General features: G+C 52.8%; 20 protein-coding genes and 1 pseudogene. 17 read left to right on the top strand and 4 right to left on the bottom strand.

The window, feature by feature from the left end:
• The first annotated feature begins 29 nt into the window (after positions 1-29).
• From LOS79_RS19735 to dhaK, 11 genes and pseudogenes are all read left to right on the top strand, one after another.
• Positions 30-995, top strand: coding sequence for a helix-turn-helix transcriptional regulator (locus LOS79_RS19735; protein ID WP_315411757.1), 966 nt, complete (start codon positions 30-32; stop codon positions 993-995).
• A gap of 414 nt (positions 996-1,409) precedes the next feature.
• Positions 1,410-2,399 carry an ABC transporter ATP-binding protein gene (locus LOS79_RS19730; RefSeq protein ID WP_315411756.1) on the top strand — a complete coding sequence of 330 codons (990 nt, stop codon included), beginning with the start codon at positions 1,410-1,412 and terminating at the stop codon, positions 2,397-2,399.
• Positions 2,396-3,388, top strand: a complete 993-nt coding sequence (locus tag LOS79_RS19725) for an ABC transporter ATP-binding protein (protein ID WP_315411755.1) — start codon at positions 2,396-2,398, stop codon at positions 3,386-3,388. Before LOS79_RS19730 ends, LOS79_RS19725 begins: the two co-directional genes overlap by 4 nt.
• Before the next feature lie 148 nt (positions 3,389-3,536).
• Positions 3,537-5,207 carry an ABC transporter substrate-binding protein gene (locus LOS79_RS19720; RefSeq protein WP_315411754.1) on the top strand — a complete coding sequence of 557 codons (1,671 nt, stop codon included), beginning with the start codon at positions 3,537-3,539 and terminating at the stop codon, positions 5,205-5,207.
• Positions 5,208-5,287: 80 nt separating this feature from the next.
• Complete coding sequence (locus tag LOS79_RS19715; RefSeq protein ID WP_315411753.1) at positions 5,288-6,292, top strand: ABC transporter permease; 1,005 nt, start codon at positions 5,288-5,290, stop codon at positions 6,290-6,292.
• Between the two features lie 11 nt (positions 6,293-6,303).
• Entirely contained in the window at positions 6,304-7,197 is an 894-nt protein-coding gene (gene nikC / locus LOS79_RS19710) for a nickel transporter permease (protein ID WP_315411752.1), read from the top strand.
• A 202-nt stretch (positions 7,198-7,399) separates the two neighbouring features.
• Positions 7,400-8,182, top strand: a complete 783-nt coding sequence (modA, locus tag LOS79_RS19705) for a molybdate ABC transporter substrate-binding protein (RefSeq protein ID WP_315411751.1) — start codon at positions 7,400-7,402, stop codon at positions 8,180-8,182.
• A 30-nt stretch (positions 8,183-8,212) separates the two neighbouring features.
• Positions 8,213-8,875 (top strand): molybdate ABC transporter permease subunit, encoded by a 663-nt coding sequence (gene modB, locus LOS79_RS19700; RefSeq protein WP_315411750.1) that lies wholly within the window; start codon positions 8,213-8,215, stop codon positions 8,873-8,875.
• Positions 8,876-8,978: 103 nt separating this feature from the next.
• Complete coding sequence (locus tag LOS79_RS19695) at positions 8,979-9,998, top strand: PocR ligand-binding domain-containing protein (protein WP_315411749.1); 1,020 nt, start codon at positions 8,979-8,981, stop codon at positions 9,996-9,998.
• Between the two features lie 147 nt (positions 9,999-10,145).
• Positions 10,146-11,246 carry a glycerol dehydrogenase gene (locus tag LOS79_RS19690; RefSeq protein WP_315411748.1) on the top strand — a complete coding sequence of 367 codons (1,101 nt, stop codon included), beginning with the start codon at positions 10,146-10,148 and terminating at the stop codon, positions 11,244-11,246.
• Positions 11,243-12,895, top strand: a pseudogene (gene dhaK / locus LOS79_RS19685) (dihydroxyacetone kinase subunit DhaK). The gene LOS79_RS19690 and the pseudogene dhaK overlap by 4 nt, the downstream one beginning before the upstream one ends.
• Positions 12,896-13,013: 118 nt before the next feature.
• On the opposite strand, the gene LOS79_RS19680 reads toward dhaK, so the two are convergent.
• Positions 13,014-14,012, bottom strand: a complete 999-nt coding sequence (locus tag LOS79_RS19680; protein WP_315411747.1) for a helix-turn-helix transcriptional regulator — start codon at positions 14,010-14,012, stop codon at positions 13,014-13,016.
• Between the two features lie 134 nt (positions 14,013-14,146).
• Entirely contained in the window at positions 14,147-14,923 is a 777-nt protein-coding gene (locus LOS79_RS19675; protein ID WP_315411746.1) for a polysaccharide deacetylase family protein, read from the bottom strand.
• A gap of 190 nt (positions 14,924-15,113) precedes the next feature.
• Between LOS79_RS19675 and LOS79_RS19670 the strand changes: the two genes are divergently transcribed.
• Both LOS79_RS19670 and LOS79_RS19665 read left to right on the top strand, forming a co-directional pair.
• The gene (locus LOS79_RS19670; RefSeq protein WP_315411745.1) at positions 15,114-16,523 is read left to right on the top strand and encodes a deoxyguanosinetriphosphate triphosphohydrolase family protein; all 1,410 of its coding nucleotides are present in this window, start codon (positions 15,114-15,116) and stop codon (positions 16,521-16,523) included.
• Between the two features lie 198 nt (positions 16,524-16,721).
• Complete coding sequence (locus tag LOS79_RS19665; protein ID WP_315411744.1) at positions 16,722-18,506, top strand: methyl-accepting chemotaxis protein; 1,785 nt, start codon at positions 16,722-16,724, stop codon at positions 18,504-18,506.
• A gap of 704 nt (positions 18,507-19,210) precedes the next feature.
• On the opposite strand, the gene LOS79_RS19660 is transcribed toward LOS79_RS19665, so the two are convergent.
• Positions 19,211-20,167, bottom strand: a complete 957-nt coding sequence (locus LOS79_RS19660; protein WP_315411743.1) for a D-2-hydroxyacid dehydrogenase — start codon at positions 20,165-20,167, stop codon at positions 19,211-19,213.
• Between the two features lie 92 nt (positions 20,168-20,259).
• Here LOS79_RS19660 and thpR point away from each other — a divergent pair, with 92 nt between their 5' ends.
• Positions 20,260-20,871 (top strand): RNA 2',3'-cyclic phosphodiesterase, encoded by a 612-nt coding sequence (thpR, locus tag LOS79_RS19655; protein WP_315411742.1) that lies wholly within the window; start codon positions 20,260-20,262, stop codon positions 20,869-20,871.
• Between the two features lie 76 nt (positions 20,872-20,947).
• Positions 20,948-21,844, top strand: coding sequence for a cell wall hydrolase (locus LOS79_RS19650; RefSeq protein WP_315411741.1), 897 nt, complete (start codon positions 20,948-20,950; stop codon positions 21,842-21,844).
• A 223-nt stretch (positions 21,845-22,067) separates the two neighbouring features.
• Here LOS79_RS19650 and LOS79_RS19645 read toward each other — a convergent pair whose 3' ends face one another.
• Positions 22,068-23,258, bottom strand: a complete 1,191-nt coding sequence (locus LOS79_RS19645) for an MGDG synthase family glycosyltransferase (RefSeq protein ID WP_315411740.1) — start codon at positions 23,256-23,258, stop codon at positions 22,068-22,070.
• Between the two features lie 291 nt (positions 23,259-23,549).
• On the opposite strand from LOS79_RS19645, the gene LOS79_RS19640 reads away from it, so the two are divergent.
• On the top strand, positions 23,550-24,125 hold the full coding sequence (locus tag LOS79_RS19640) for a TetR/AcrR family transcriptional regulator (RefSeq protein ID WP_315411739.1): 576 nt from the start codon (positions 23,550-23,552) through the stop codon (positions 24,123-24,125).
• Between the two features lie 239 nt (positions 24,126-24,364).
• Positions 24,365-26,719 carry a YhgE/Pip family protein gene (locus tag LOS79_RS19635; protein WP_315411738.1) on the top strand — a complete coding sequence of 785 codons (2,355 nt, stop codon included), beginning with the start codon at positions 24,365-24,367 and terminating at the stop codon, positions 26,717-26,719.
• Positions 26,720-26,984 lie beyond the last annotated feature (265 nt).

Here is a 26,984-nt window from a genome sequence, read left to right as displayed (position 1 = left end):
ATTTTACCATGAATCAAGGAGAATTGAATATGACAGACCGATTAATCCGGCTGATGCGCATTATTACGCTAGTTCAGGCCAAACCAGGAATTCTGGCCCGTGAGCTGGCGGAACGATGCGGTAACAGTGAGAGAACGATTTACCGGGATATGGATGCGCTCAGTGCGATGCATATCCCCATCACCCATATGGGACATGGTAAGGGATACGCTTTTATCGGAAATTTTGCACTTTACCCTTTGGATTGGTCAGAAGAGGAAGAGGCTGCTTTTTTACAATTGCGCAATATTATCCCGGAGATTAAACCTCTACTGCCCCCGGACTTTGAAGACGCTTATGAGAAAGTGATGGCTGCAGAATATAAGCAAAAGGCAGAAAGAGAAGAAACGATGGAAAGCGCGAAAAAGGAAGCCGGCCAGCATTGGATGGAGAGAAGCGGCTCCTACGGGGATCAGCCCTTTTTTCTGACGCACATTCTGGATGCCGTGATGAAGCAGAGAAGCATACATGCGGACTACAGTGAGAATGCATATGAAGAAAAAGGAATTCAAATTGACCCCTACTGCCTGGTCCCGTTGGAGAATCGTTATCATTTGATTGGCTTTTGTCATCGGTTCGGGATTATCCGGACCTTTCATGTTAATGGGTTTTCCAGTGTAAAGCCGCTTGACCGCTGGTTTTCCAAAGAGGCCTTTGATCTGCAGTCATTTATGGAGCAGAAATGGTCACTGGATCAGGACAGCCTGCAGGTTGAGTTCAGGGTGAAATTCTCCCAGCGGATGATGGAGAGGCTGAAGTATGAGGAGATGTTTGTGAAACCGAATAAAGTGGACCGCCAGAGCCGCTGCCTGCATTTCAGGGTTGCTGTGGAGCAGGACATCGGCTTTGTGCACTGGATTATGAAATATGGGGAAGAAGCTGAGATTATGGAGCCGTTCTACTACCGGGATGTACTCAAAAACCAGCTTGAAAAATGGCTGGCGCTATACAAATAGTACAGTTTTTCATTATGAAGCATGAATTAATCGGTTGTCTGCTATCTGTTGCAGGCTATTTATCATCTTTTTAATCACATACGGGACCGGCCAGACCGGGTAACTGAAAGCGGTATAAATAATCATTGCCGTAGCAACAAAGGGAACTGTTGTTCAGCGCGGAATGGCCATTATCATTAGTTTGGAATGAATTTAATCATATAAAACTCATCGGGTTAGTTATATGCACAAATTTTCCTTGTCTAGTCAGGATGTTTATAGTAATGTTATACATTAAATAACAGTAATGTTTAATTTACTATGCTTTTCTTCCCTGTCGTGTCAGGTATTGGGCAATATAGCTAACTTTTAAAATATATTATCTGTACTGACATTTGACCTTTGTTCAATTTTTAGCAGAAGAGAGGTAGAGATTTGATCCAGCCGATTCTGAAAATTGAAAATTTACATACCCACTTCTTTACGGACCGCGGTGAGGTTCCGGCAGTTGATGGTGTAGACTTGTACATCAATCCGGGGGAGGTACTGGGTGTGGTCGGAGAATCCGGCTGCGGGAAAAGTGTAACCTCCCTGTCCATCCTGAAGCTGGTCCCGGACCCTCCGGGGAGAATTGTGGACGGGCGTATTCTGCTGAAGGGTAATGACATTGTTCCGCTCAAAGAGAAAGAGATGCGCAAGATCCGCGGCGATTCGGTAGCGATGATATTCCAAGAGCCGATGACCTCGCTTAATCCGCTGTTTACGGTTGGACAACAAATAATTGAGACTGTACGCCTGCACCGCGGCCTCTCCAGGAAGGAGGCCCGGGAGCATGCTGTAGAGATGCTCCGTAAGGTCGGGATTTCACGGCCGGAGCATATTGTGGACGAATATCCGCACCAGCTTTCAGGCGGTATGCGCCAGCGGGTCATGATTGCCATGTCGATCTCCTGCAGTCCCGGGCTGTTGATTGCCGATGAACCGACAACCGCTTTGGATGTAACGATTCAGGCGCAGATTCTTGAGCTGATCCGCAGGCTTAACGAGGATCAGGGCACAGCAGTCATGCTGATTACGCATGATCTTGGTGTGGTTGCGGAGATGTGCCACCGCGTAGCGGTTATGTATGCCGGTAAGGTAGTAGAAGAAGGCAGCGTGCATGATATATTCAAGAATCCGCTGCATCCGTATACCCGGGGATTGATAGAATCGGTTCCCCGGATGAATGAGACCCGGGAACGCCTTCACTCCATTCCCGGTAATGTGCCTGTGCTCAGCAAGGAAATGCAGGGCTGCCGCTTTGCACCGCGCTGCCCGAATGTGATGGATATCTGCCATCAGAGTCTTCCGGGACTCACGCTGCAGGAGGAACAGCACAGCTGCAGATGCTGGCTGCATGAAAGTCAACAGGAGGATGCTGTATGAGTGATAACCTGCTCGAGGTTAAGGGCCTCAAAAAGTATTATCCGATCAACAAGGGATTTCTTGGCCGGGCCAAGGGGGCTGTGAAGGCTGTGGATGATATCTCCTTCTCTGTAGGCAAAGGGGAAACCTTTGGTCTGGTCGGGGAGAGCGGCTGCGGCAAGTCGACAACCGGCCGCGCACTGCTCCGGCTGATTGAGCCGACGGCAGGGGAAATCTGGTTTGAGGGGCAGGATATTACGAAGCTGTCTATTGAAGAGATGCGGGGACGCCGCCGGGAGATGCAGATTGTTTTCCAGGACCCGTTCTCTTCCCTGGATCCCCGTAATACCGTCCAGCGTATTCTTGAGGAGCCGATGATTGTTCACGGGACAGGCGATGCCAGGCAGCGCCGGGCTGCTGTAGAACGGCTTGCAGATGTAGTCGGATTGTCCAAAGCCCATCTGCAGCGATATCCCCATCAGTTCTCCGGCGGCCAGCGCCAGCGGATCGGCATTGCCAGAGCACTGGCTCTTCAGCCCAAGCTGATTATCGCGGATGAGCCGGTGTCTGCCCTGGATGTGTCAATCCAGTCTCAGGTTATCAATCTGATGCAGGATTTACAGAAGGAATTCGGCTTGACCTACATATTTATCGCTCATGATCTCAGCGTTGTGAAGCATATTTGCGACCGGGTAGCTGTGATGTATCTCGGACGGATTGTTGAAGTAACCGACAAGATCAAGCTTTATGAAGCACCGCAGCATCCTTATACGCAGGCGCTTTTGTCTGCAGTCCCTGAACCTGATCCGGATATCCGCAAGGAACGGATTATTCTGCAGGGGGAAGTGCCCAGCCCGGCGAATGCACCGGTCGGCTGCGCATTCAATACCAGGTGTCCGCGTGTGATGGATGTATGCAGGAGTGTAAGGCCTGCGCTGCAGGAGAATGAATCCGGACACTGGACTGCCTGTCATTTGTATGACAGCACAACTGCTACGCTGTTTACTTGAGCGAGCTGTAGCCGGGCAGGTTGAAGAACCGGAATAAGGGGCGTCCTGTTGCCTCCGAAATGAAGTGGCCCTGGTATATGGCAGCGCTTTGGCGCAGCTCCATATAGACGCTTTAATACTTTTAATGAGAGAAGGGAGTTTTCTCAAGATGAAGAAGTGGAGTAGTCTTGCACTTGCAGTAACGCTGGGGGCGGTATTAACATTAAGCGGCTGCGGAGGGAACAACAGCGGCGCAAGCACAGAAGCGACGGCAGGCAGTAACGCAGCGGCAACTGCCGCACCGGAAAGCTCACCAGAAGCTTCTGCGGGCTCGCAGGACACCCTGATACTTGGACGCGGCGGCGATTCAGCTTCGCTGGACCCGGCTATCGTAACAGACGGTGAATCCCTAAAGATCGCCCACCAGGTATTTGATTCCCTGCTGGAGTACAAACCGGGCACCTCTGAAGTCCAGGCATCGCTTGCAGACAGCTGGGAAGTTTCGCCCGACGGCTTGACGTACACCTTCAAGCTGCATCCGGGCGTGAAATTCCATGACGGAACAGATTTCAACGCTGAAGCTGTAGTCTTCAACTTCACGCGCTGGAGTGATCCGGCCAGTGAGTACAAGTTCGAAGGTGATTCCTTCGACTACTACGACTCGATGTTCGGCCCGGACGGCAGCCGTGTTATTAAGGAAGTTAAAGCTGTAGATGAGACTACGGTACAGTTCACCCTGAATCAGCCGCAGGCACCGTTCCTGCAGAATATTGCCATGACCTCCTTCGGGATCGCCAGCCCTGCTGCCATCCAGGAGAAGAAAGAGAATTTCAAGAACGAGCCGGTAGGCACAGGACCCTTCGTATTCACGGAGTGGAAGCATAATGATGCCATTACCCTGGACAAGAATGCTGATTACTGGAAGGAAGGCCTTCCTAAGCTGAACAAAGTTATCGTGCGTTCGATTCCGGACAACTCAGCCCGCTTCACCGCCCTGCAGAACGGTGAGATCGACCTGATGGAGGATTTGAGCCCGGATGACCTGTCCACACTTGAAGGCAATACGGATCTGCAGAAGATTGAGCGCCCGCCGTTCAATGTGGCCTATCTGGGCTTCAATTTCAACAAGAAGCCGTTTGATAATGTCAAAGTAAGACAGGCACTGAACCATGCAGTGAACAAAGAAGCTATTATCGGAGCCTTCTTCTCCGGCCAGGCGACTGCAGCAGTGAATCCGATGCCCCCTTCACTGTGGGGCTATAACGATACTGTACAGGATTATGAATATGATCTGGAGAAGGCTAAGGCTTTGCTGACAGAGGCAGGTTATCCTGACGGTCTGCCGGATACTGTAACCCTGTACGCTATGCCGGTATCCCGTCCTTATATGCCTGACGGCAAGAAGGTTGCCGAAGCCATTCAAGCGGATTGGGAGAAAATCGGTGTGAAAACTACCATTGAATCTCCGGAATGGGCGACCTACCTGGATGATACCAAAGCCGGAGAGAAAGATGATATCTACATGCTCGGCTGGACCGGTGACAACGGCGACCCGGATAACTTCCTGTACACGCTGCTTGATAAGGATGCGATTCCAGGCAACAACCGTTCCTTCTATGTAAATGAGGAGCTGCACACGATTCTGATCAATGCACAGAAGGAGACAGACCAGGCGAAGCGCTCTGACCTGTACAAGCAGGCCCAGGAGATTATCAAGGCGGATGCACCATGGATTCCGCTTGTGCATACAACCCCGCTGCTGGCTGCCAAAGCGAACCTGAAGGGATATGTTCCGGGTCCTACCGGAACGGAATATTACAGCGAAATTTACTTCGAATAGTTTGCTCCATAAGCATTTCCTTGCCGCCGCATGTCTGCTGCGGCAAGTTATGCTTAAGGACCACTGGAAGGTGAGCCGACTTGAACTCCTACCTATTAAAACGTGTGATGGTCTTAATCCCTGTGCTGATCGGAATGACGATTATCGTCTTCTCTATTATTCATGCCATTCCGGGTGATCCGGCCGAAACGATTCTGGGGCAAAAAGCAACCGAGCAGTCCAAACAGGCCTTACGCGAACAGCTTGGTCTCGACAAGCCTTGGCTGCAGCAGTATTTCAACTATATGGGTGATTTGCTGCAGGGCGATCTGGGAACCTCGATCCGGACCAAAACGCCGATCGCCAAGGAAATTATGCCTTATTTGGCGGCAACTCTAGAGCTTACAGCAGCCAGTATGCTGTTTGCCACAATCGTAGGAGTAAATGCCGGTATTCTGAGTGCCTGGAGACAGAATTCCTGGTTCGATTATACCGCGATGATTATAGCGCTTATTGGTGTATCTATGCCGATCTTCTGGCTGGGGCTGATGGAGCAGCTGTTATTCGCACTCAAGCTGCACTGGCTGCCTTCGATAGGCAGGATGGATCAGCGGAATCCGGTGGAGAGCATTACTAATCTCTACGTGATTGATACGATACTGGCAGGGGACTGGGGCCAGCTGTGGACCGTTATTAAGCATTTGATTCTGCCAAGCATTGCCCTGGGGACCATTCCGATGGCAATTATTGCCCGAATGACCCGCTCCAGCATGCTGGAGGTTATGAACTCCGACTATATCCGTACGGCCAAAGCGAAGGGGATGTCACAATTTCTTGTCGTGTACAAGCATGCACTCAAGAATGCCATGATTCCCGTATTGACCGTAATTGGCCTGCAGACAGGTGCGCTTCTCGGCGGTGCTGTGCTGACAGAGACCATCTTTGCCTGGCCGGGCGTAGGACGATATATTTTCGAGGCGATCAGCTCGCGGGATTATCCGGTCATTCAGACCGGTATTCTGATCATCGCTTTTATCTTTGTAATCATTAATCTGCTGGTGGATCTGCTCTATGCCGTCATTGATCCGCGCATCAGCTACAAGTGAGGTTGAACCTTATGGGACAGGCATCAATCAACGTAACCCCTCCCGCTGTACCTGCCGGGAAGAATTCGGGACCCTGGCGCGATGCGTGGACAGCTTTCCGCAAGAACAAGACGGCTATGCTCGGCCTCTCCATCATTATGTTCTTCATACTGATTGCACTGCTGGCTCCGTTCATTGCACCTTATGGCTACAAGGAGCAGGAGCTGATTAACCGGCTCAAAGCTCCCTCAGCTGACCACTGGTTCGGTACGGATGATCTGGGAAGAGATATGTTCACCCGTATTATCTACGGTGCGCGTATTTCCTTATGGGTCGGATTCTTCTCGGTAATCGGCTCTATTGTAGTAGGCACGTTTCTGGGAATTCTGGCAGGCTTCTACGGTAAATGGGCTGATATGCTGATTTCCCGCATGTTTGATATTTTGCTGGCCTTTCCAAGCATTCTGCTTGCCATTGCCATTGTCGCTATACTCGGGCCTTCCCTGCAGAATGCGCTATACGCTATAGCTATTGTTAATATACCTACATACGGCCGGCTGGTCCGGGCCAAGGTGCTCTCACTGAAATCGGAGGAGTATATTACAGCAGCGCGGGCGATTGGTATGACGAACACCCGCATCCTGCTGACGCATATTCTGCCGAACAGCTTAACGCCGATTATTGTTCAGGGTACGCTCGGGGTTGCAACAGCAATTATTGAGGCAGCGGCACTCGGGTTTCTTGGGCTTGGCGCCCAGCCCCCTGATCCCGAGTGGGGTAAGATGCTCTCGGATTCGCGGCAATTTATCCAGAAGGCACCCTGGACGGTTATTTTCCCGGGATTGTCGATTATGCTGACTGTGCTTGGCTTCAACCTGATGGGGGATGGCCTGCGCGATGTGCTTGATCCGCGGATGAAGAATTAACCTTTTCCATTTGCTTCTGTTCACTGCAACCTTTAAGCATAAGCTTAAGGGTTGTTTTTGTCTGTTACCAGAAACACATTTAACTTAATCATATCAAATATAACTAAATATATTTAAACATAATCAAATATGTAGAAAAACTAAAAAGGATGTGCTAGAATAGCACCTAAATATATAAGATATATTAATGGGAGGAATAAAAATGTTCAAGAAATTATCAGTGGTAATAACGGCTGCATTGCTGGCATTGGGACTTACTGCTGCTCCTGCAGATCAGGCGCAAGCAGCAGCCAAGAAAACTGAGATTATTATCTCTGCGGCAGCGAGCCTGCAGGACAGCCTTGACAAGATTGCCGTTACATATGAGAAGCAGCATCCTGAGATTGATCTTGTGTTCAACTACGGCGCCTCCGGCACACTGCAGAAGCAGATTGAGCAAGGCGCACCTGCCGATCTGTTCTTCTCAGCCGGAGACAAGCAAATGACTGCTCTGGTAGATGGCGGACTTATCAGCAGCAACACAGAGCTTCTGAAGAACCAGCTGGTGCTCGTAGTTCCTTCCGACTCGAAAACTTCAATTTCCACCATTACACAGCTTACAGATAAAGCCTTCAAAAAGGTAGCTGTCGGCCAGCCGGAATCGGTTCCGGCCGGACAATACGCACAGCAGTCATTGACAGCAAAGAATGTCTGGGATACATTACAGAGCAAGCTGGTCTTCGCCAAGGATGTACGCCAGGTATTGTCGTATGTAGAAACCGGAAATGCTGATGCCGGCTTCGTCTACAAGACAGATGCCCTTACCTCGAAGAAAGTGAAGATTGCCCTTACCGTAGGCGGACACGTGCATAAGGCCATCAATTATCCGGTAGGTATAATCAAGGAGTCTTCACATCAGACGGAAGCGAAAGCTTTCTATGACTATGTACAAACTTCGGCAGCAAGCACCGTGTTTACAAGCTACGGCTTCCAGCTGGCCAAATAATAACTACTATTATAAATGGGGTGAGAAGAGATGGAGATTAATTGGACCGATTTTTTCGCCCCGGTCTGGCTTTCAATCAAAATTTCTGTAATAACCAGTATCATCGTATTCGTGCTGGCTACGCTGGCTGCGAAGAAGATGGCTGGACGCAGGTTCTTCGGGCACAGCCTGATTGAAACGGTTCTGCTGCTGCCGCTGGTACTGCCGCCGACCGTGGTCGGCTTCGTGCTGCTGGTCATTCTCGGCCGGCGGAGCTGGATCGGCAAGCTGTATGAGCAGTTCACGGAGCATACAATTCTGTTCACCTGGGGGGCGGCAGTCATCGCTGCGGTGGTGGTCGCTTTTCCCCTTGTGTACCGGACAGTTAAAGCGGGCTTCGAAGGTGTGGAGAAGGATCTTGAGGATGCGGCGCGTGCGCAGGGAGCCAGTGAATTCCAGGTGCTGCGTTATGTGACACTCCCGCTCGCCAGCCGCTCACTGGCGGCGGGGTATGTGCTTGGCTTCGCCCGCGGACTGGGTGAATTCGGTGCAACAATTATGGTCGCGGGTAATATTCCCGGACGGACCCAGACCGTACCGACGGCCATCTATGTTGCTGTTGACGGCGGCAATATGGCGCTGGCATGGCTGTGGGTCTGCTCGATCATTGTAATCTCCGCGCTCATGCTGATGTTCGTCAACCGCCGCTCCTGACTTGAAGTACAGTTGCCCCGGTTTCACCTGGAATTCTGGTGAAGCCGGGGTTATTTGGTGTGTTATAATTTTAGATATAATTTGAATGATTATGGAGGGACTCATGAGGAACTCTTTGAAACTGCTGGAGCATGTTGTAGATACACAGGCGCTGCAGATCATTCAGGATGATCTTGCTGCGGTTACGGAAATGGCAGTGCTTACGGTAGATTCTGCCGGCAGGCCGGTTACTCAGCATAGTAAATGCACGGATTTCTGCAAGGCAATGAGAGCGGTATCCCACTCCTCGCGGCTGTGCGAGAGCTGTGACTTCCGTGGAGGGCAGCACGCCCAGAGCATGCAGCGTCCCTATGTCTATAAATGCCATATGGGCATTGTGGATATAGCTGTACCGCTGATGGCGGGCAGTGCATACCTCGGTGCGATTATGCTTGGCCAGATCTCCATTCCCGGACAGCGGGGCAGCAGGGAGCTGGATCTGCTGAAGGCAGACGGCTGTGGAGATCAGCGGGAGCAGGAAGGACTGCTGAAGGAATATTACCGCAGTCTGCCTGTGATGTCCTATGAACGGGTTGAAGCGGTTGCCGGCCTGGTTACCCGCATGAGCCGATATATCACCGGAAGCATCTGCGGGACTGGCAGAGTCTTTGTGTCCGGTGATCCTGCTTTGAGACATGCGGGAGCGGAAGCCGGGGTGCGGCCTGCGGTGACGAGCGGGAAGCCGCTGCAGGACACTGCCGGGCGGCGGACGCAGGCAGTGCAGCAAGAGTCCGGGCCGGATGCTCCCGGCACCGGCAGGAGCATCCGGCTGAAGCCCGCGCTTGAGCATATCCATGCTCATTTCCGCCAGCGGCTGACTGTAGCGGAGCTGGCGAAATTATGCTGGATCAGTACGGATCATTTCAGCAGATTGTTCCGGCAGGAGACCGGGCAGAGCTTTTCCTGCTATATAAACAGTCTCAGGCTGGAGGAAGCGAAACGCTGCCTGCTTGAGGGCGGGGAGTCTATTGTGAACATTGCTCATTCCCTGGGTTATGAGGACTGCGGATATTTCATCAGAACCTTCAAGAAATCGGCAGGTCTGACTCCGGGAGCCTACCGGATGCAGAACCGTCCGGAATGAATATATGGTAATTTATAGGTGGTAATCACGGAATTCTCCTATCCCTGCTTAAGGCAGAATAATGACGGAATACTGCAATGAAAAGCGGGAACGCTGCGTATATACTTAATAGGAAGCGTTTACAAATCCTGCTGAGGAGTGCTGTGAATGAGAACAATCTTAACCTCTCCATCTAAATATGTTCAGGGCAAGGATGAGCTGTACAACATCGGGGACTATGTAACGGTCTATGGACGGAAAGCGCTGCTAGTCGCGCATAAGGATGACCAGGCCAGAGTTCAGGAGTACCTGGACAAGGCGGCAGCGAAGGGCGGCTTCGAGTTTGTCACCGGCGGCTTCGGCGGGGAGTGTACACTCCGGGAGATTGGCCGGCTGGAGCAGTATGCGGCGGCAGAAGGCTGTGATGTGATTGTCGGCCTCGGCGGCGGCAAAGCGCTGGATACTGCCAAGGCCATTGCCAACCGTGCGCGGATTGCAATTATCGTTGTGCCAACGATTGCTGCGACGGATGCACCCTGCAGCGGCTCTTCTGTAATCTACTCGGAGCATGGCGAGTTCGAATCCTATCTGTATGCCCGCCAGAATCCCAATGTGGTGCTGGTGGATACCGGAATTATCGCAAATGCGCCGACGCGTTTTCTGGTAGCGGGGATGGGGGATGCGCTGTCGACTTTTTTTGAAGCGAGATCCTGTGTCAGAGGGTTTACCTATAACAATTCCGGAGCTGTAAGCACCAAGGCGGCGATGGAGCTGGCCCGGCTCTGCTACGAAACGCTGCTGGAGGACGGACTGAAGGCGAAGGCAGCCAATGACAGCAAGGTGGTCACGCAGGCACTGGAGAACATTATTGAAACGAATATTTTGCTGAGCGGACTTGGCTTTGAGAGCGGAGGGCTTGCAGCGGCGCATGCCGTGCATAACGGGCTGACGATTCTGGAGGAGACCCATCATTATTATCACGGGGAAAAGGTGGCGTTCGGCACACTGGTCCACATGGTGCTGGAGAATGCGCCGCAGGAGGAGCTTGATACGGTGCTGGGCTTCTGCAAGTCACTTGGCTTGCCGACCTGTCTGAAGGATCTTGGTGTTACTGACTTAAGCAAGGATCGGCTTATGCAGGTGGCGGAAAGAGCCTGTGCCGAAGGGGAGACCATTCATAATATGCCGTTCCCGGTATCTCCGTATGATGTCTATGCGGCGATTCTGGCCGCAGACCGGCTGGGCGGAAGCGGAGGCGTCTCCAAATGAAGAAAATCATTAATAGTCCGGAAGATGTTGTAATGCAGATGATTGAAGGCATGGTGCTGGCTCATCCGGAGCTGCTGGAATGGAACCGCAAATATAAGATTATTACGCGCAAAATGCTGAACCCGGATAAAGTCACCCTGATCAGCGGCGGGGGCAGCGGACATGAGCCGGCGCATGGCGGATATGTAGGCAAGGGCATGCTCGACGCAGCGGTATGCGGTGATGTATTTGCCTCTCCGTCAACGATTCAGGTCTATAACGCGATCACGCAGACAGCTTCCTCCAAAGGCACACTGCTGATTATCAAGAACTATTCCGGCGATTGCATGAACTTTGATGCAGCGGCGGAGATGGCCTGTGAAGATGATGATATTGCTGTGGAAAAGGTGTATGTGAACGATGATGTGTCTGTAGCCGATGATGATTCGACAGCTGGCAGAAGGGGCGTGGCCGGAACGGTATTTGTGCATAAAATCGCCGGCAGTGCTGCTGAACGCGGGGACACACTGCAGCAGGTCAAAGCCATCGCGGAGAAAACAGTGCAGAATGTCCGCTCGATCGGCTTCGCACTGACCTCCTGTACGGTACCGGCCAAGGGCTCGCCGACATTCAACCTGGGTGAGGATGAGATTGAGTTCGGGGTAGGTATTCACGGCGAGCCCGGTATCGCCCGGGAGCAGCTTGTGCCCGCCGATGAGCTGGCTGCCAAGGCCGTGCAGGCGCTGCTTGCCGATATGCCGCTGGAACCTGGAGAAGAAGCCGCGCTGATGATTAACGGCTTCGGGGCCACGCCGCTGCAGGAGCTGTATATTCTTAACCGCTCCGTCAGCCTGCTGCTGGAGGCGGCCAGGATCAGGGTGTACCGGACCTTCGTCGGCAATTATATGAGTGCCATTGATATGGCGGGAGCATCGGTTACCCTGCTGAAGCTGGATGAAGAGCTGAAGCAGGCGCTGGATGATGGCGCAGAGACCGCAGCATATAGAAGCTAGGAGGCGGAAGCAATGGAGAAGCTGGTTACAGCAGATATAGCAGTGATGGTAGATGAGATGGCGAAGCTTATTATCCTTAAAGAAGTTGAATTCTGCGAGCTGGATTCCTTCGCCGGAGACGGGGACTTCGGCATGTCGCTGGCCAAAGGCTTCAGACAGCTCAAGCGGGAATGGGAGGACCTGCCGAAAGAGGAGATCGGTGATTTCCTCAAAGCCTGCGGGATGGTCATCATCGAGTACTGCGGGGGTGCATCCGGTCCGATCTGGGGCTCCGCCTTCCGCAGCGCGGCGAAATACGCCAAGGGGAAAACTGAATTAAACGGAATCCAGCTGGCAGAGCTGCTGGAGAGTGCAGTGGAGGGGATTCAGAAGCGGGGCGGAGCGAAGCTCGGCGACAAGACGCTGCTGGATGCGCTGATTCCTGCAGCAGAAGCGGTAAGGAAGAGTGCCGGGTCAGGCGAAACGCTGCTTAGCAGTATGCGTAAGGGGGCTGAGGCTGCAGTAATGGGAGCGGAGCAGACCAGAAACATGGTTGCCTCCAAAGGCAGGGCGAGCTATGTAGGTGAGCGGAGCCTCAGCCACCCGGATGCCGGAGCTACGGCAATCGGCATTCTGTTCACCGGGATAACGGAGAAGATGGAGCAGCAAAGCCAGTAGAGCAAATGGGATATCTGCAGGGAAAAGGGACGTCAAGGTGGCACAGGCCCCGGACGTCCCTTTAGTTCGTCTATTCAGATCAAGAGGCTTAGCCCACTACTTACAGCTTACTCTGGCCTCAGGTCTCGTAAATAATAGCTCCTGTCTCGGTCAGGTCATAGCTGTGAATCGAGCTGAGCTCGCTGCGGAAAGCGGTTGACCGCAGGATATCAATGACGGTGCCGATCCACCCCTCGTTCTCCGGCTTCTTGATCATCACCAGATCGTACTGCTCCCGGGTGAGCGGAATGAAGTCAATGCCGTCAACAATTCTGGCGGCTTTCTCCGTCCCGATGCCTACATCGGCAACCCCTCTTGCCACCATACCGGCCACGGCCAGATGGCTGTTCTCGACATTCTCATACCCGTCGAGCGAGGCGGAGGGAATGCCGAGCAGGCGGAGCTGCTCGTCCAGCAGCACCCGGGCGCCGGAACCGCGCTCACGGTTGATCAGTGTCAGCCCGCTCTGCTGCAGGTCTCCCCAGCTGCGGATGTTTTTGGGATTGCCCTTCCGCACATAGAAGCCTGCGCTGCGGGTCAGCAGATGGACGACGATATAAGAGAAGCCCACCAGCAGCTTGCGGATATAAGGCAGGTTATATTCGCCGGTATCCCCATCCAGCAGGTGGGTGCTGACAATATCTGATTCCCCGTGGTACATGGCAATCAGGCTGTCCAGGCTTCCGGCATAAGAGCGGAGCGGGCGGGTGGACGGCAGGCTGCGCTCCAGATGGGTGGCAAGAATATCAAGTGACATATCCTGCCCGGTAATGACGACATTCCCTGCACTGCCCTTGCCGCTGTGAGGCGGAGGTGAGCTGAAGGACTGGAATGGTGCGGCGGGCTGAAGCTGCGGGAGCTCCTGCAGCCCGCCTCCGGGTGCCGGATGGCCAAGGGGACTGCCGCTGTTGCGGGAATTCTGCTTGTAAGCCTCGAGATCGGAGAGGTCGACACGCATCTGCTTGCCGACGCGGTAAGAGGGGAGCTCTCCTTTTTTAATCAGATCATAGACTTTGAGTTTGGATATTTTCAGTAACCGGGCGATTTCCTCGGTCGTATAGGATGTATTCTCAGACATTTAATAACCCTCCCAGGGGATGGACTGCGGCAGAAGTCACAGGTAGCCTTATAATGCTCAAGACTACCTTATTTTGTGAGCCTGCGCAATTAAAGATGCCCCGGGGCACAGGTTGCGGGCGGCTGTGCAGCAGCTTAATTGGCCGGATGCCGGCCGGTTTCTGCCTGCTCTGCATCGGAGTAACCGATCAGCTCCGAGACGGTCACGAACCGGAACCCCTGCTTCGCAAGCTCCGGCAATATGATCTCCAGCGCTTCCTTGGTTTGCGATTCGCCATGGACATGATCGTGGAACAGGACAATATCGCCGTTCCTGGCATTGCGGATTACCCGGCTGGAGATGCTCCATACACCGGGGCGGTTCCAGTCCTTGGTGTCCTGGTGCCAGGACCAGAGCACCGGCTTCAGGCCCATGCTGTTGGATACATCTATCAGCGTCTCATCATACATGCCGCCCGGCGGCCTGAACAGGCTGCTGTGTTTACCGGATACTTTGATAATTTCCTTCTCCGTCAGCTCCAGCTCCTCCTGAATCTGTTTGCTGATGATCGGTGTCTTGAAATAGACATGATTATAAGTGTGATTCGCCAGCTCGTGTCCGCCGGCAATGACGTGTCTGGCGACATCAGGGTAGGCGGCAATCCGTTTGCCGATCGCAAAAAAGGTGCATTTCGCATCATATCTCCGGAGGACCTCGAGAATGCCTTCCGTTTCAAAGGGGTCAGGACCATCGTCGAATGTAAGTGCAATAACCTTTTGGCTCGTCTGGACCTCCCAGATCATATCGCCGCGTTCTTCATAATAATAGCGGTTTTTAGCTCTATCCGGACTGCTCAGCGCAGCATCGGCAGAGCCGCACATAAGCGTAAACGCTGCCAGAGCGGCAGCAGTGATGCGGATTCTCTTCTTCATGCCGTAAGTTTCACTCCACTGTTCGTTTATTAGCCGTCCTGCGCTGCTTGTGCTTTAGAATGCTCTGTTTGTGCCGGGAAATATTCATTCGGGCATGATGCACAGAGATTTGTATTTTAGAGTGAAAGTTCTGCTGCAAATGACTTATAATGAAATACTAAATACAGATCAAGGGATAGGGGCAGCGGAGATGACACTTATTGAGAAAAGAGAGCATCGGCAGTATCCGGAAATTACCCGGCTGGAAACCTCCAGAGCCGCATACGAACGCGATTATTCGCGTCTGATTCATTCGCCGACCTTCCGCCGGCTGCAAGGCAAATCACAGGTATTCGGTGCAGGCACCGGCGATTATTACCGCACACGCCTGACCCATTCGCTGGAGGTGGCGCAGATTGCCCGCGAGGCAGCCAAAAGCCTGCTGCGCGCCTACCCGGAGATAGAGACAGGCGCGGCCGGAAACCCCGGGCTGGTCATCGACCCGGAGGTGGTGGAATGTGCAGCTATCGCCCATGATTTCGGCCATCCGCCGTTCGGGCACAAGGGGGAAGAGGTGCTGGACAGTCTGCTGGAAGGGCTTATCGCCAAGAAGACAGCGGAAGCGGTGCAGAAGTCCGGTGCAGGCCCGGTGCAGGCCCAGACGATTCAGGAGAGTCTGAAGCGTAAATATGAGCATTTCGAAGGCAATGCCCACAACTTCCGCCTGATTATGTTCCTGGAGAAGCGGGAGAATATCGATGGTCTTAACCTTTCCGATGCGGTGCTGCTGGGCATTAACAAATATCCGTTCCCCGGCACGGTGCTGAAGAAAGGGATGTATCTGCATGAATGGGAATATATCCATGAAATCCGCAGGGATTGGGGCATTCCGGCGGGCAAAAAAACACTGGAAGCCCAGCTTATGGACTTATGCGATGACATTGCCTATTCCGCCCATGACCTGGAGGACGGGATTAAAGCAGGCAAAATTGAGGTGCATGAGCATTTCATGCATGACGGTTATATTCAGCGGCTGATTGTGGAGAAGATTACCACGCTGGAGGATGCCTTCTGGTCCGGCTGGAATGAAGCGTCTATCCGTCTCAAGGTCGAGGAAGTGCTTAGCTCATTCCTGCGTGTCTGGATGGAGAAGATGCCAACCTGTGAGAATGACTACTCCCGTACCCGGCGTGAAGTTAAGGCCTATTGGGTCAGCACCTTTGTCGCCAGTCTCGGCGTGATTGAGGACGGCGACTGGAAGAAGGTTACGTTCATCAAGGAAGGCCAGGAGGATGAAGACATGCTGCGGACAGTCAGTGTGCTCAAAAGCTTCGCCTGGGTGACGATGATCCGTGACCTGCGCGTGCAGCGCCTCCAGAAGCGGAGCGAATGGATTCTCCGCCGGCTGTGGGAGGCCTTCCTCGATCCGGAAACTTCACGGAGCATCATTCCGACCGACTGGCTGCAGCGGTATGAGAAGGACCAGCGTTCCGCCAGACCGATCTGGACCTGGGAGCATATGGTGACGGATTATATCGCCGGAATGACCGATGCTTTTGCCGAGAAAATATATAACGAGCTGTATGGGCTAAAAGTAGGATCCATTTACGATCTGGACTAGCCCCTACTTGTGTCAGATGCACCTGTCAGCCGCCTGGCTGGCGGGTTCAATCTGATCTAAGCCGCATATATACAATTTTGCAGCAGCTCTGCCGAAATAGTACTTGGATACTATTTTTTTTTGGCTATTTATGAAAATGAAATGTAATAGAATGGAATTTTGATTTGTTTTTCGGAAAAGTATAGGAGGTTCTAGCGTATGGGCAAGGTTCAGCAATTGAAAGCTATGATTAGAAGACGGGTGGGCGGAGTACAGAAGGCGGGTCAAAGCACCTTGGCCAAAGGCAGTAAAAGCATCGGGTTTAAAATGGCCTCCGGTTATGCCGCGCTGGCCGTGCTGGTGCTGATTTCCGGCGGGGTCTCCCTGTACCAGATGTATGGCATGCAGAAGAATACAGGAGATATCATTCATCAAAACATTCCCGCGCTGGATAAAATTCACAACATCAACTATTTTACGGAGCGTGTTATGGCAGTCAGTATGCAGCATATACTGAACTCCGATCCGGCGGAGAAGAGCAAGCTTGAGGAGGAGCGGACCCAGTTCATCCGCAAGGTGGCAGAAACGTTCAAGGAATATAAGCAGAACCTCCATGCAGAGCAGGAGCTTCAGCAATTGCAGTCCCTTACTGATAAGTGGAGCGAATTCATGACCGTCAACAATCAGGCGATCAAGCTTAGCGGCTCCAGTGACAAGGAGCTTGCGCTGGAGGTATCCCGTAAAGGGATTACGGCCTTTAACTCCATGCAGACTGATCTCGATGCGCTGGTGGCGCACAGCCAGGAGGATGCAGCGAATAAAGGCAGCATTTCCGAGAAGATTTTCCATACTTCGCTGACGTTGAATATTATCACCGTGGTCATTGTGCTGATCGTAATCGGGCTTATTAATATGGTCATCCGCAAGACGATGATTAATCCGCTCAAAAAGGTAACATCACAGCTGCAGCAAATTTCCGGCGGTGATCTGACAGCTGATGAAACCCTGATCGGCAATATGGACGAGATCGGCCTGCTTGCCAAAACAGTGAATGAAACGAACCGTACCCTGCTGGAGATGGTCAGCCGGATCAGATCGGTCTCCGAGGTTATCAGCGGGCAGGGTGATGAGCTGATGCGTACGATTGCCGAAACCAAGGAAGGCAGCAGCCAGATTGCCCTGACTATGGAGGAACTGGCTGTCGCCTCCGGCAGCCAGGCGGAAGCGGCGGTGGACGCCTCCAAGGCGGTGGAAGAGTTAAATGCACTGATTGAGCATTTTGCCGTCAGGGGCAATGATCTGTCGCTCCATTCCGAGCAGGTGCGGCTCAAGGGCGAGAAGGGCGGAGCGCTCATGGAAAGCTCAGTAGCGCAAATGAACGGGATATCTGAGGCTGTCTCGCAGTCCATGGAGACGCTGGAGGAGCTGAACCGCAAGAATGAGGGGATTTTCCGGCTTGTAGGCTCAATCCGGAGCATCTCCGAGCAGACCCATCTGCTAGCGATCAACGCCGCGATAGAAGCGGCCAGAGCCGGCGACAGCGGACGGGGCTTCGCGGTAGTGGCACAGGAGGTACGCAAGCTGTCTGAGGAGGTGCAGCAGACCGTGTCGGAGATCACCGGGATTACACAGGGCATCCAGCACGATTCCCGGGCTATGGTGGAGCAGCTGCGCAGCGGGGTAGCCAAGACGGAGGAGGGCAGCCGGCAGATCGTCGAGACAGGAGAAGCCTTGGCTGAGATTAACAGCTCTGTCGTTGTGATGGCGGCAACCGTGGAGGATATGGGCAAGGATCTGCAGCAGATGACCGGAGCCAGCGAAACGATGAATGAGTTCAGCCAGCATATCTCGGCGCTCGCCGAGGAATCTGCGGCTGGTGTAGAGGAGACCTCGGCCTCGGCCCATGAGCAGCTGAGTGCTACCAGCGAGGTGGCTGACGGGATCGGCCAGCTGAAGGACATGCTTAATGAGCTGCGGGAGTCTGTTGCGCGGTTTAAGGTGTGAGGGTGGAATAAGCTGCTTCCGAAGCAAGCTTTCCTGCGGAAAGCTTGCAGGCGGACGCTACCGCTCCTACAGCTCCAAACTTCTCTTCCGCCACTTCTCCCTAATTGTAAATTTCAGGTTCAACTCTATATAGTGAGTAGGTATATATAAACAGCCGCTGCTAAACACTCACAGCGGCTGTTTATTATTGCTTAGGAGTAACCCTAATTTCCCGGTCAAAGGCTGAGTGTATGCGAAAAACCGAATACAATGGGCTAGTGCGACGGCAAATGGACCGAATGTATGTGGAAAACCGAATACAATGTGCTAGTGCGACGGTAAATGGACCGAATGTATGCGGAAAACCGAATACAATGGATGAACGGGGATCGATGCTACGTGAAAAGTACCTAAATGTGGCAAAGGACACCAGCAGGTACAGAGTGAATAGGGGCAGAAGTGCCCCTAATCCGCCCGATATGGGCGGTATAGAGTGAAATAGGGGCAGAAGTGCCCCTAAATCCGCCCGATATGGGCGATATAGAGTGAAATAGGGGCAGAAGTGCCCCTAAATCCGCCCGATGTGGTCGGTATAGAGTGAAATAGGGGCAGAAGTGCCCCTAATCCGTCCGATATGGGCGATACAGAGTGAAATAGGGGCAGAAGTGCCCCTATTTCGGCCCGAAGCAGAGCCTCATCGGAATGGACACAAAGGCAGCGCACATTTAATACTGGCGGCTGTAATCCACCAGATTGCGGGAAGGAGCTCCTGTAGCCAGGTAAGCCGTCATATTCCCGGTGAAGATGTCCACGATCCGGTCGGCGTAGCGGTCCGTTGCCCCGGCGCAATGGGGCGTCATGATTACCTGCTCCATACCCCAAAGCGGGGAATCCTGCGGCAGCGGCTCGGTCTCAAATACATCGAGGCCTGCTCCGGCAAGCTGTCCGCTGCGTAGTGCAGTAATCAGATCATCTGTATTCGTTGTTGCGCCGCGGCCGATATTAATATAATAGGCCCCTTGCTTGCACGCTGAGAAGATATCTGCTGCAAACAGCCCCTCGGTCTCATCGGTAATCGGCAGTGTATTAATAATGAAATCAGCCTGGCTGACTATGCTCTTCAGATCGCCGGTGGTGAAGACCTGGTCGAAGTCCTGAACCGGCCGGCCGGAGCGGCTGACACCGATCGTCTTCATCCGGAAGGCTTTGGCGATTCTGGCGGTTTCACTGCCGATGGCACCGGTGCCGCATATCACTGCCGTCTTACCGGTCAGCTCGCTCTCCTGTCCGTCTGAGTGCCAGCGGCGGCTCTGCTGATTGCGGATAGCAGTATGCATATTCCGGGTGAACATCAGCATGAAGCTGAAGATGACAGCCGTTATCGGCTCAGCGTGCACGCCGCTGGCATTCGTGAGCAGAACACCGCGCTCCTTCAGCGCGTCCAGCGGAAGCTTCTCCACACCGGCCGACCAGGCCTGTACCCAGCGAAGCGGTGAACCGGGACGAAGAACGGTATCCTGGATCCCTTTTCCCCAGCCGATGATTACTTCTGCACTCGAGAGCAGGGCAAGATCCGGGTTTCTGGAATCTCCGAGTGTAAGGCTGTAGCCTGGTGCAGCAGCGAGAATGAGCTCCTGCTGCCGGGGGGATAATTGCTGCATACAAACGATGGATTTAGTCATACGGGTATTCCTCCTGTTCTACATTTCAGCAGATAAATAGACGATAAGAATAGAATAAGCATAACAAATCTATCCGGAAAGGTGAAATTGGAATGGACTATAAGGAGCCGGAACAAGAGTTTGAGCGGCTGTTTATCGCTGTACCGCTGCCGGAAAATCTGCGTAAATATTTGAGAAATGAGTCTGCCCGCGTGTCCTCCGGACTAAAATTTGCCAGATGGACACATTTGGAGGATTTCCATATTACCCTGCAATTTCTTGGGGATACCCCAAAGAAGGATATTCCGGCTTTGGCCAAGGCGCTCCGGGAGGTAGCCTCTGCTAGTAAAGGCTTTCAACTGCAGCTTGGGGAATGGGGGACATTCGGCCTTCCGGACTCGCCAAGAGTGCTCTGGGCCGGGGTTTCCGGCGATTTGGAGCCGCTTCTGGAACTGCAGAAAAGGATCGTTTCCGCAACGCTTCCGCTAGGCTACACAGCTGAGACGCGAACGTACAATCCCCACCTGACAATTGCCAGGAAATACCGGGGCGAACAGCTGTTCACCATGAAGGAACTGGAAAAAATCCGGACTGGGGAGGCTCCCTCCGAAGGACTTGCTCCCGATTTGGGCTGGACGGTAGATGCTTTTGTGGTGTATGCTACCAGGATGTATGCCATTCCTATGTATGAAATGACCGAAAAATTTACATTTTTCTCTGTTTAAATCGACAAGAAAGTTTTCAAAGCTTCCATTTTCGGTTACATACAATAGGAGTGTGCCGTAAACTAGGAGGTAAATAATGGTAATTTATAAACAAAGCCGCTGCATCGCGCTGTTAGTTGGCGTTATTCTGGTGTCTTTCTCTGCGATAAGTCTAATGAGCCCCGAAGGCGCTGCAACCGGGGAGAATGTAATAGAAATGGACAAGCTCAAATCAGCCAGTCAAAAGTATGCGGAGCCTTTCCTTCCAGAGGCAGGTTCAGCATTACACAGGACAAGCGCTTCATCCCGTACGATTACACCCATGCTATACACCACGGCTACCGCGCCGGTCCACACCTGGGCCAGCATGGCAAACGCCGGATGGCTAAGTCCTGAGAAGCTGCAGCGTCCCGAACCTGCACAGAAGGCAGAAGCCGTCCAGCCCAAGGTAGCGGTGGTGAAAGCATCGCCGTCAGCGGCGCAAGCGCTGAAGAAAGCGGCAACGGGGACAGCAAGCATTAAAACAAGCAAACAGGCAACTCAGCAACATCCCCCCGCAAAATTGTTCTTCTCTCGGACAAAGCTATTAAGCCAGGAGCAGCAAACAGAAGCCACCTGGAGCTACGCCGTATCCGAAGAAGACCTGCTTCTGCTGCAGAAGATCGTTATGGCAGAGGCGGAAGGCGAACCGTACCAGGGCAAGGTGGCAGTCGCCAACGTTGTTCTGAACCGGCTGCGGTCAGCCAATTTTCCCGACACAATTCACGATGTAATCTATCAGAAAAGCCAGTTTAGTCCTGTCGCGAACGGGCGTCTTAAGCGCGTCAAGCCTAATGCAGACAGTATTAAAGCGGTGAACGCTGCGCTCACGGGGGTTAAGGAGGTTTCTGATGATACGTATTTCTTCCTGTCGCTGAAGCTTGCCCAGGATCTCACCGTGCATCATTCCCGTAAGCTTGCCAAGACAATCGGCAATCATACCTTCTACAAATAACATAATTTATAGGTTTCGGGGGGTCCCCGCAAAGTACCTGGCTAATCTTCGAAGCGGCAGCTCCACTTTGTGGGGGGTTTTAATGGCTTCTTTGTGTATCTCTGCGGGGTACACGAGGTCAGCGGCTAAATTCATTTAGTGCCTGCTAATACAAAGAACCTCCGAATCCGCGCGCTTCCGGCAGACTGGAGGTTCTTCTACATGGCTATGGCTTACGGGCCGCTTAAGGAGTGACATAGACGGCCTCTTCATTTCTGATCTGCTGTGAGGACGGGCTCCAGGCCTCTGCAGCTTCGCGGGCAGGCTTGCCCAGCAGCTGAAGTACGGTGGTTGCGCAGTACTGCGGCTCCTTGCGGTCTGGAACAATCCGCCGTTTCCGCTGGACTTCAAGCCCGGCGTATTCACGCAGCAGCGTGGAGAACCATTTGTCCACCACATCCGGATCGAGCATCTCAGCCAGGCCGAGTTCAACGAAATACTGGCTGTTCTTCTCCTCCTGACCGGGAATGGCGCTGTAGAACAGCATGGGTATACCCTTGGCCTGACCCTCTGTGCAGGTCATTCCGCCCGGCTTCGTGATCAGCAGGTCGGAGGCGTCCATCAGCTTGTTGATTTCGCTGCTGTAGCCGAGGATCCGCACATTGGGATGATTCAGGAGCGGATCTGCTTTCATTTTGGCCACCTGCTTGTCATTGCTGCCCATACAGAAGATCAGTTGAATCTCATCCATCCGTGCCGTCAGTGAATTCATAATCTCTTTGCCGAACATCAGCCCCCAGCCGCCGCCCATTATAAGCACGGTAGGGATGTCGGCAAGCCCCAGCTCCTTGCGGAGCAGCCTTTTGTTGGAACGCTCCCAGAACTTCGGATGCACCGGGATTCCGGTCACTGTGACCAGTTCAGGGGAAACTCCGCGTCCGGTAAGAATGGACTTGACCCTCGAGGTGGAAACCAGATAGCGGTTAGCCTCGGCGTTCACCCAGCTTCCATGTGCATCATAATCGGTAATGAGGGTGTAGAGCGGCACATCCAGCCCCTGGCGCTTCAAGCGCGAGATGACAGCGGCAGGCAGCGGATGTGTACAGATAATCAGGTCGGGCTTAAGCTGTTCAATAACCTGTGAGGCATGTGTATAAAAAATCCGGTGCAGAGCCAGCTTGGTTAACCGGTTCAGTGATTTATGATATTGTGTCTTATACATCATGCCGACCAGCTTCGGCTGGCTGCTGACTGTTTTGCGGTAAGCGGAAAGAATCCAAGGAGCAACCGTAGGATTAAGGAATTTGCCCAGCTCGATGACCCGGCACTGCACATCCGGGCTAAGCAGCCGTATTCCTTCGGCCAGAGCATAGGCTGCCCCTGTATGGCCCGTACCGAAGCCTTCCGAAAACAGCAGTACTCTTTTCTTTCGCATAAGTTCACCTGCTACTTTCCATCATGGGTAGAATTACGAGTTCTCTTCATCGGTCCATCCGAGATCCCATGGTACATGTTCTCTTATATTATACTAGGGATTTCATTTCATTTCTCACATTATACAAATAAGACGTAAATAGAAAGTTAAAACACTGCAATAAAATAAAAAAAAGTTGGGCATAAGTATTGCAAAGGCAGAAGCAACGTGATAAAGTTGGTCTTGACTAAATGACCGGATTAGTAAATTGGTCAGAAGGTAACGATTTTCCGGACGAAAGGAAGTGCACGGGTGGCTGTGGTAGATCGAAGGCAGCAGGTGCTTCAGGCGGCGACGAAATCTTTTTCATTATTCGGTTACAAGGCAACTACAATGGATCAGGTCGCCAAGATTGCTAATGTCGGCAAAGGTACGATTTATACCTTTTTTACGAACAAGGAACAATTATTTGACGAGATTCTGCGTGATGTCATTATCGAGATGAAACATATCGCCGAGCGGGAAATCAAACGGGATAAGCCGTTTTTTGATAACCTGCACCGTGTGCTGGATGCCCTGCTGGAATTTCGGAGCGAACATGAGCTGTTCATCAAGCTGTCCCAGGAAAGTCGTGACTTCGGAACGCCGCAGGCCGGTGAAGGACTCGACAAGATCGAGAGCGTAGTGCTTGAATATTTGGAACGGGAGGTGGAGCAGGCGATCCGCCAGGGGGAAATCAAACCCTGTGATCCCCAGATCGTATCAGTAGTAATGTTCAGGCTGTATATCGTGCTTACTGCTGAACTGAGCAAGGTACATGTGCCTTTGACCAAAGAACAGATTAAGAGCTACTTTCATTTGTTTCTGGCCGAAGGATTGTCACAGTAGAACCCGAGTCCGGCAAAGGGATGGCGTTACAATCAGCAGTTATTGCGCTTTCCCTGATATGGACTGAAGGTGATGAGCCAAGCGGATCGTTTCATAAGCAGTACAATCTTTTTTTTGCCCTCGACTGACTGAATGAGGAAAATGGTCAAGTGGTGTTACTGCAATATTTCACGAAACTAGCATTTGCAGATATTTATAGCATTTTAAAGAGAGCATATGATCATAAGGAGAGAACCAGAATGAAATCTTTATCCGTATTTATTAAGGACCTTGGCGCGATATTTAAGAATCCCAAGATGCGCATTTCTATGTTTGCCATTCTGTTCATTCCTGTGCTGTACAGCGGATTGTTCCTGAAGGCCTTCTGGGACCCTTACGGTAAAATGAACGAGCTCCCGGTCGCTGTAGTAAATGAAGATAAAGGTGCTGACTATGAAGGCTCGAAGCTTAGCGCCGGTTCAGATCTTGTGGCTGAGCTGAAGAAGACGGACGGGTTCAAATGGAATTTCGTCAGCCGTGAAACCGCAGAAGCGGGTCTTGCGGACAATACCTATTATATGGCGATTATTGTTCCGGAAGACTTCTCGGCCAAAGCGACTACTCTGCTTGAGGCAGATCCGCAGCCGGCCAAAATTATCTACGAGCCGAATGAAGGGTACAACTTCCTGGCCGGCCAGATCGGCGGCACGGCAGTGAAGGATATCAAGACTAAAGTATCAGCCAAAATTACAGAAGCTTATACCGAATCCGTATTTGATAAAATCACCGAGATTGCAAGCGGGCTTGGCGAAGCCGGAGACGGCGCCGGCAAGATTGCCGACGGGGCTACCAAGCTTGATGACGGTGCGCTGAAGCTGAAGGACAATCTGCTTGTCCTGACTGAAGGCACCGGCAAGCTGCTTGACGGTGTTGCACCGCTTACCCAAGGCGTGAGTGATCTGAACACCGGAGCTGCCGCTCTGGAAGCCGGCAGCAGCACGCTGGCCGGAGGACTGCAGCAGCTGTCCGCAGCGCATAAACAGCTGCAGGACGGTGTATCCCAGTCGGCAGCCGGCAGCAAGCAGTTGAACGCAGGGCTGCAGAAGACAGCGGCAGGTGCAGCCTCACTCCAGGCCGGTACGCAGTCGGCTGTAGACGGAACTGCGAAGCTGCAAGCCGGCACACAGTCGGTTGTTGACGGCAGCGCGAAGCTGGCAGCAGGCCTTACCTCTTCTGTAGACGGCAGCGCGAAGCTTACAGCAGGTCTTACCGCTTCGAAGGAAGGCAGTGCAAAGGCTGCAGCCGGAGCCAAAGCGGTGGCCGACGGCCTGCAGGCGCTGGCGAAGTCGAATCCGCAGCTTGCAGCAAGCCCGGATGTGCAGAAGCTGCTGGCCGCAAGTACAGCAGTAGCAACCGGCGTAGCCCAGCTGGATCAGAGCCAGCAGCAGCTGCTTGACGGAGCTGCTGCACTGCACAGCGGCCAGGAGCAGCTGGTGCAGGGGGCAAATCAGCTGCACAGCGGTTCACAGCAGCTGGATGCAGGTGTATCGCAGCTGCATGACGGAGCGCAGCAGCTGAATGCCGGCAGCACCCAGCTGCTGGAAGGCCAGCAGCAGCTGGCAGCCGGTGCGGGTGCGCTTGAAGCCGGCGGTGCGAAGCTCTCCGCAGGCATGCAGCAGTTCGGCGCGAAGCTGGATGAAGCGGCAGCAGGCGGTGCGAAGCTGGCTGACGGCGGCAAAGCGCTTGAAGCCGGTACAGCGAAGCTGCTGAACGGTGCAGGGCAGCTGGGCAGCGGACTTAGCTCCGTAGCCGACGGCTCGAAACAGCTGAGCGACGGCGCAGGCCAGCTCAAGGACGGCCTGGATGAGCTGAAGGCTGGCTCCGGCGAGCTGGCCAGCAAGCTGGGTGATGCCGCATCGCAGACAAGTTCAGTGAACAAGACAGATGCACTGGTATCCATGTTCGCCCAGCCGGTACAGATTGAAGAAGTGAAGGTCAGCAAAGTACCGAATTACGGTACAGGATTCGCCCCTTACTTCCTGTCACTTGGTTTGTTCGTAGGCGCACTGATCTGCACCATTGTTATTCCAATGCGTGAATCCGAAGTGGCCGGAGCCAGCCGGTTCAACCGGTTCATGAGCCGCACGCTTACGTTCTCCATGATGAGCCTGCTCCAGGCGCTGCTGGCCATTCTGATTGTCCTGTACGGCCTGGGCCTTGAAGTGCAGAGTGTCGGCTTGTTCTACGCCTTCACCTTCATTACCAGCCTTGCGTTCATGTGGATGATCCAGGCTATTGTAACCTGGCTTGACCAGCCGGGACGGTTCGTAGTCATCCTGATTCTGATCTTCCAGCTGACAACAAGTGCAGGAACCTTCCCGCTGGAGCTGATTCCGAACTGGATGAAGATCTTCAATCCGCTTCTGCCGATGACTTACAGTGTCAAAGGCTTCAAGGCTGTAATCTCCACCGGGGACTTCAGTTCCATGTGGAATGATGCCGGACTGCTTGCCGCTTACGGCATAGTCTTCCTGGTACTTACCTTCACCTACTTCATGACCCGTGACCGCGGTAACGAGGCTCTGCTGAAAAGTGAACAAGTGTTGACTGTATAATGGCACACATTTCCTTGTAAATATGAAGACCCTGAAACGCCCCTTAGGGGGCGTTTTTGGCATATCCGGAAATGCAAAGAGCCTCAAAAAGTGCCATCTCCATGGCAGGAAAATAAATGATGCGCTTTCATTGCATAAGTGCTTATTCGTAATTTATGCATAATTATGCATTGTGCAGATTTTTTACGCTTTTATTCACTAAAGCTGTGTCGCAAAAGCAATTGTTAATCAAGCTCATAAAAAAGTTTAAATTGCACTGGTGTAT

The sequence above is a fragment of the Paenibacillus sp. MMS20-IR301 genome (genome assembly GCF_032302195.1).
In the GTDB taxonomy this organism is placed as follows: Bacteria; Bacillota; Bacilli; order Paenibacillales; family Paenibacillaceae; genus Paenibacillus_AQ.
Note: the sequence above shows the minus strand (reverse complement) of the source record. Positions and strands in the feature narration are given on the sequence as shown.

Coding starts and splice junctions, on each gene's coding strand:
- LOS79_RS19690 (WP_315411748.1), top strand. CDS start 10,146: ATGAGAACAATCTTAACCTCTCCATCTAAATATGTTCAGGGCAAGGAT.
- LOS79_RS19695 (WP_315411749.1), top strand. CDS start 8,979: ATGAGGAACTCTTTGAAACTGCTGGAGCATGTTGTAGATACACAGGCG.
- thpR (WP_315411742.1), top strand. CDS start 20,260: ATGGACTATAAGGAGCCGGAACAAGAGTTTGAGCGGCTGTTTATCGCT.
- LOS79_RS19675 (WP_315411746.1), bottom strand. CDS start 14,923: ATGAAGAAGAGAATCCGCATCACTGCTGCCGCTCTGGCAGCGTTTACG.
- LOS79_RS19725 (WP_315411755.1), top strand. CDS start 2,396: ATGAGTGATAACCTGCTCGAGGTTAAGGGCCTCAAAAAGTATTATCCG.
- LOS79_RS19720 (WP_315411754.1), top strand. CDS start 3,537: ATGAAGAAGTGGAGTAGTCTTGCACTTGCAGTAACGCTGGGGGCGGTA.
- modB (WP_315411750.1), top strand. CDS start 8,213: ATGGAGATTAATTGGACCGATTTTTTCGCCCCGGTCTGGCTTTCAATC.
- modA (WP_315411751.1), top strand. CDS start 7,400: ATGTTCAAGAAATTATCAGTGGTAATAACGGCTGCATTGCTGGCATTG.
- LOS79_RS19665 (WP_315411744.1), top strand. CDS start 16,722: ATGGGCAAGGTTCAGCAATTGAAAGCTATGATTAGAAGACGGGTGGGC.
- LOS79_RS19635 (WP_315411738.1), top strand. CDS start 24,365: ATGAAATCTTTATCCGTATTTATTAAGGACCTTGGCGCGATATTTAAG.
- LOS79_RS19650 (WP_315411741.1), top strand. CDS start 20,948: ATGGTAATTTATAAACAAAGCCGCTGCATCGCGCTGTTAGTTGGCGTT.
- LOS79_RS19670 (WP_315411745.1), top strand. CDS start 15,114: ATGACACTTATTGAGAAAAGAGAGCATCGGCAGTATCCGGAAATTACC.
- LOS79_RS19645 (WP_315411740.1), bottom strand. CDS start 23,258: ATGCGAAAGAAAAGAGTACTGCTGTTTTCGGAAGGCTTCGGTACGGGC.
- nikC (WP_315411752.1), top strand. CDS start 6,304: ATGGGACAGGCATCAATCAACGTAACCCCTCCCGCTGTACCTGCCGGG.
- LOS79_RS19660 (WP_315411743.1), bottom strand. CDS start 20,167: ATGACTAAATCCATCGTTTGTATGCAGCAATTATCCCCCCGGCAGCAG.
- LOS79_RS19680 (WP_315411747.1), bottom strand. CDS start 14,012: ATGTCTGAGAATACATCCTATACGACCGAGGAAATCGCCCGGTTACTG.
- LOS79_RS19735 (WP_315411757.1), top strand. CDS start 30: ATGACAGACCGATTAATCCGGCTGATGCGCATTATTACGCTAGTTCAG.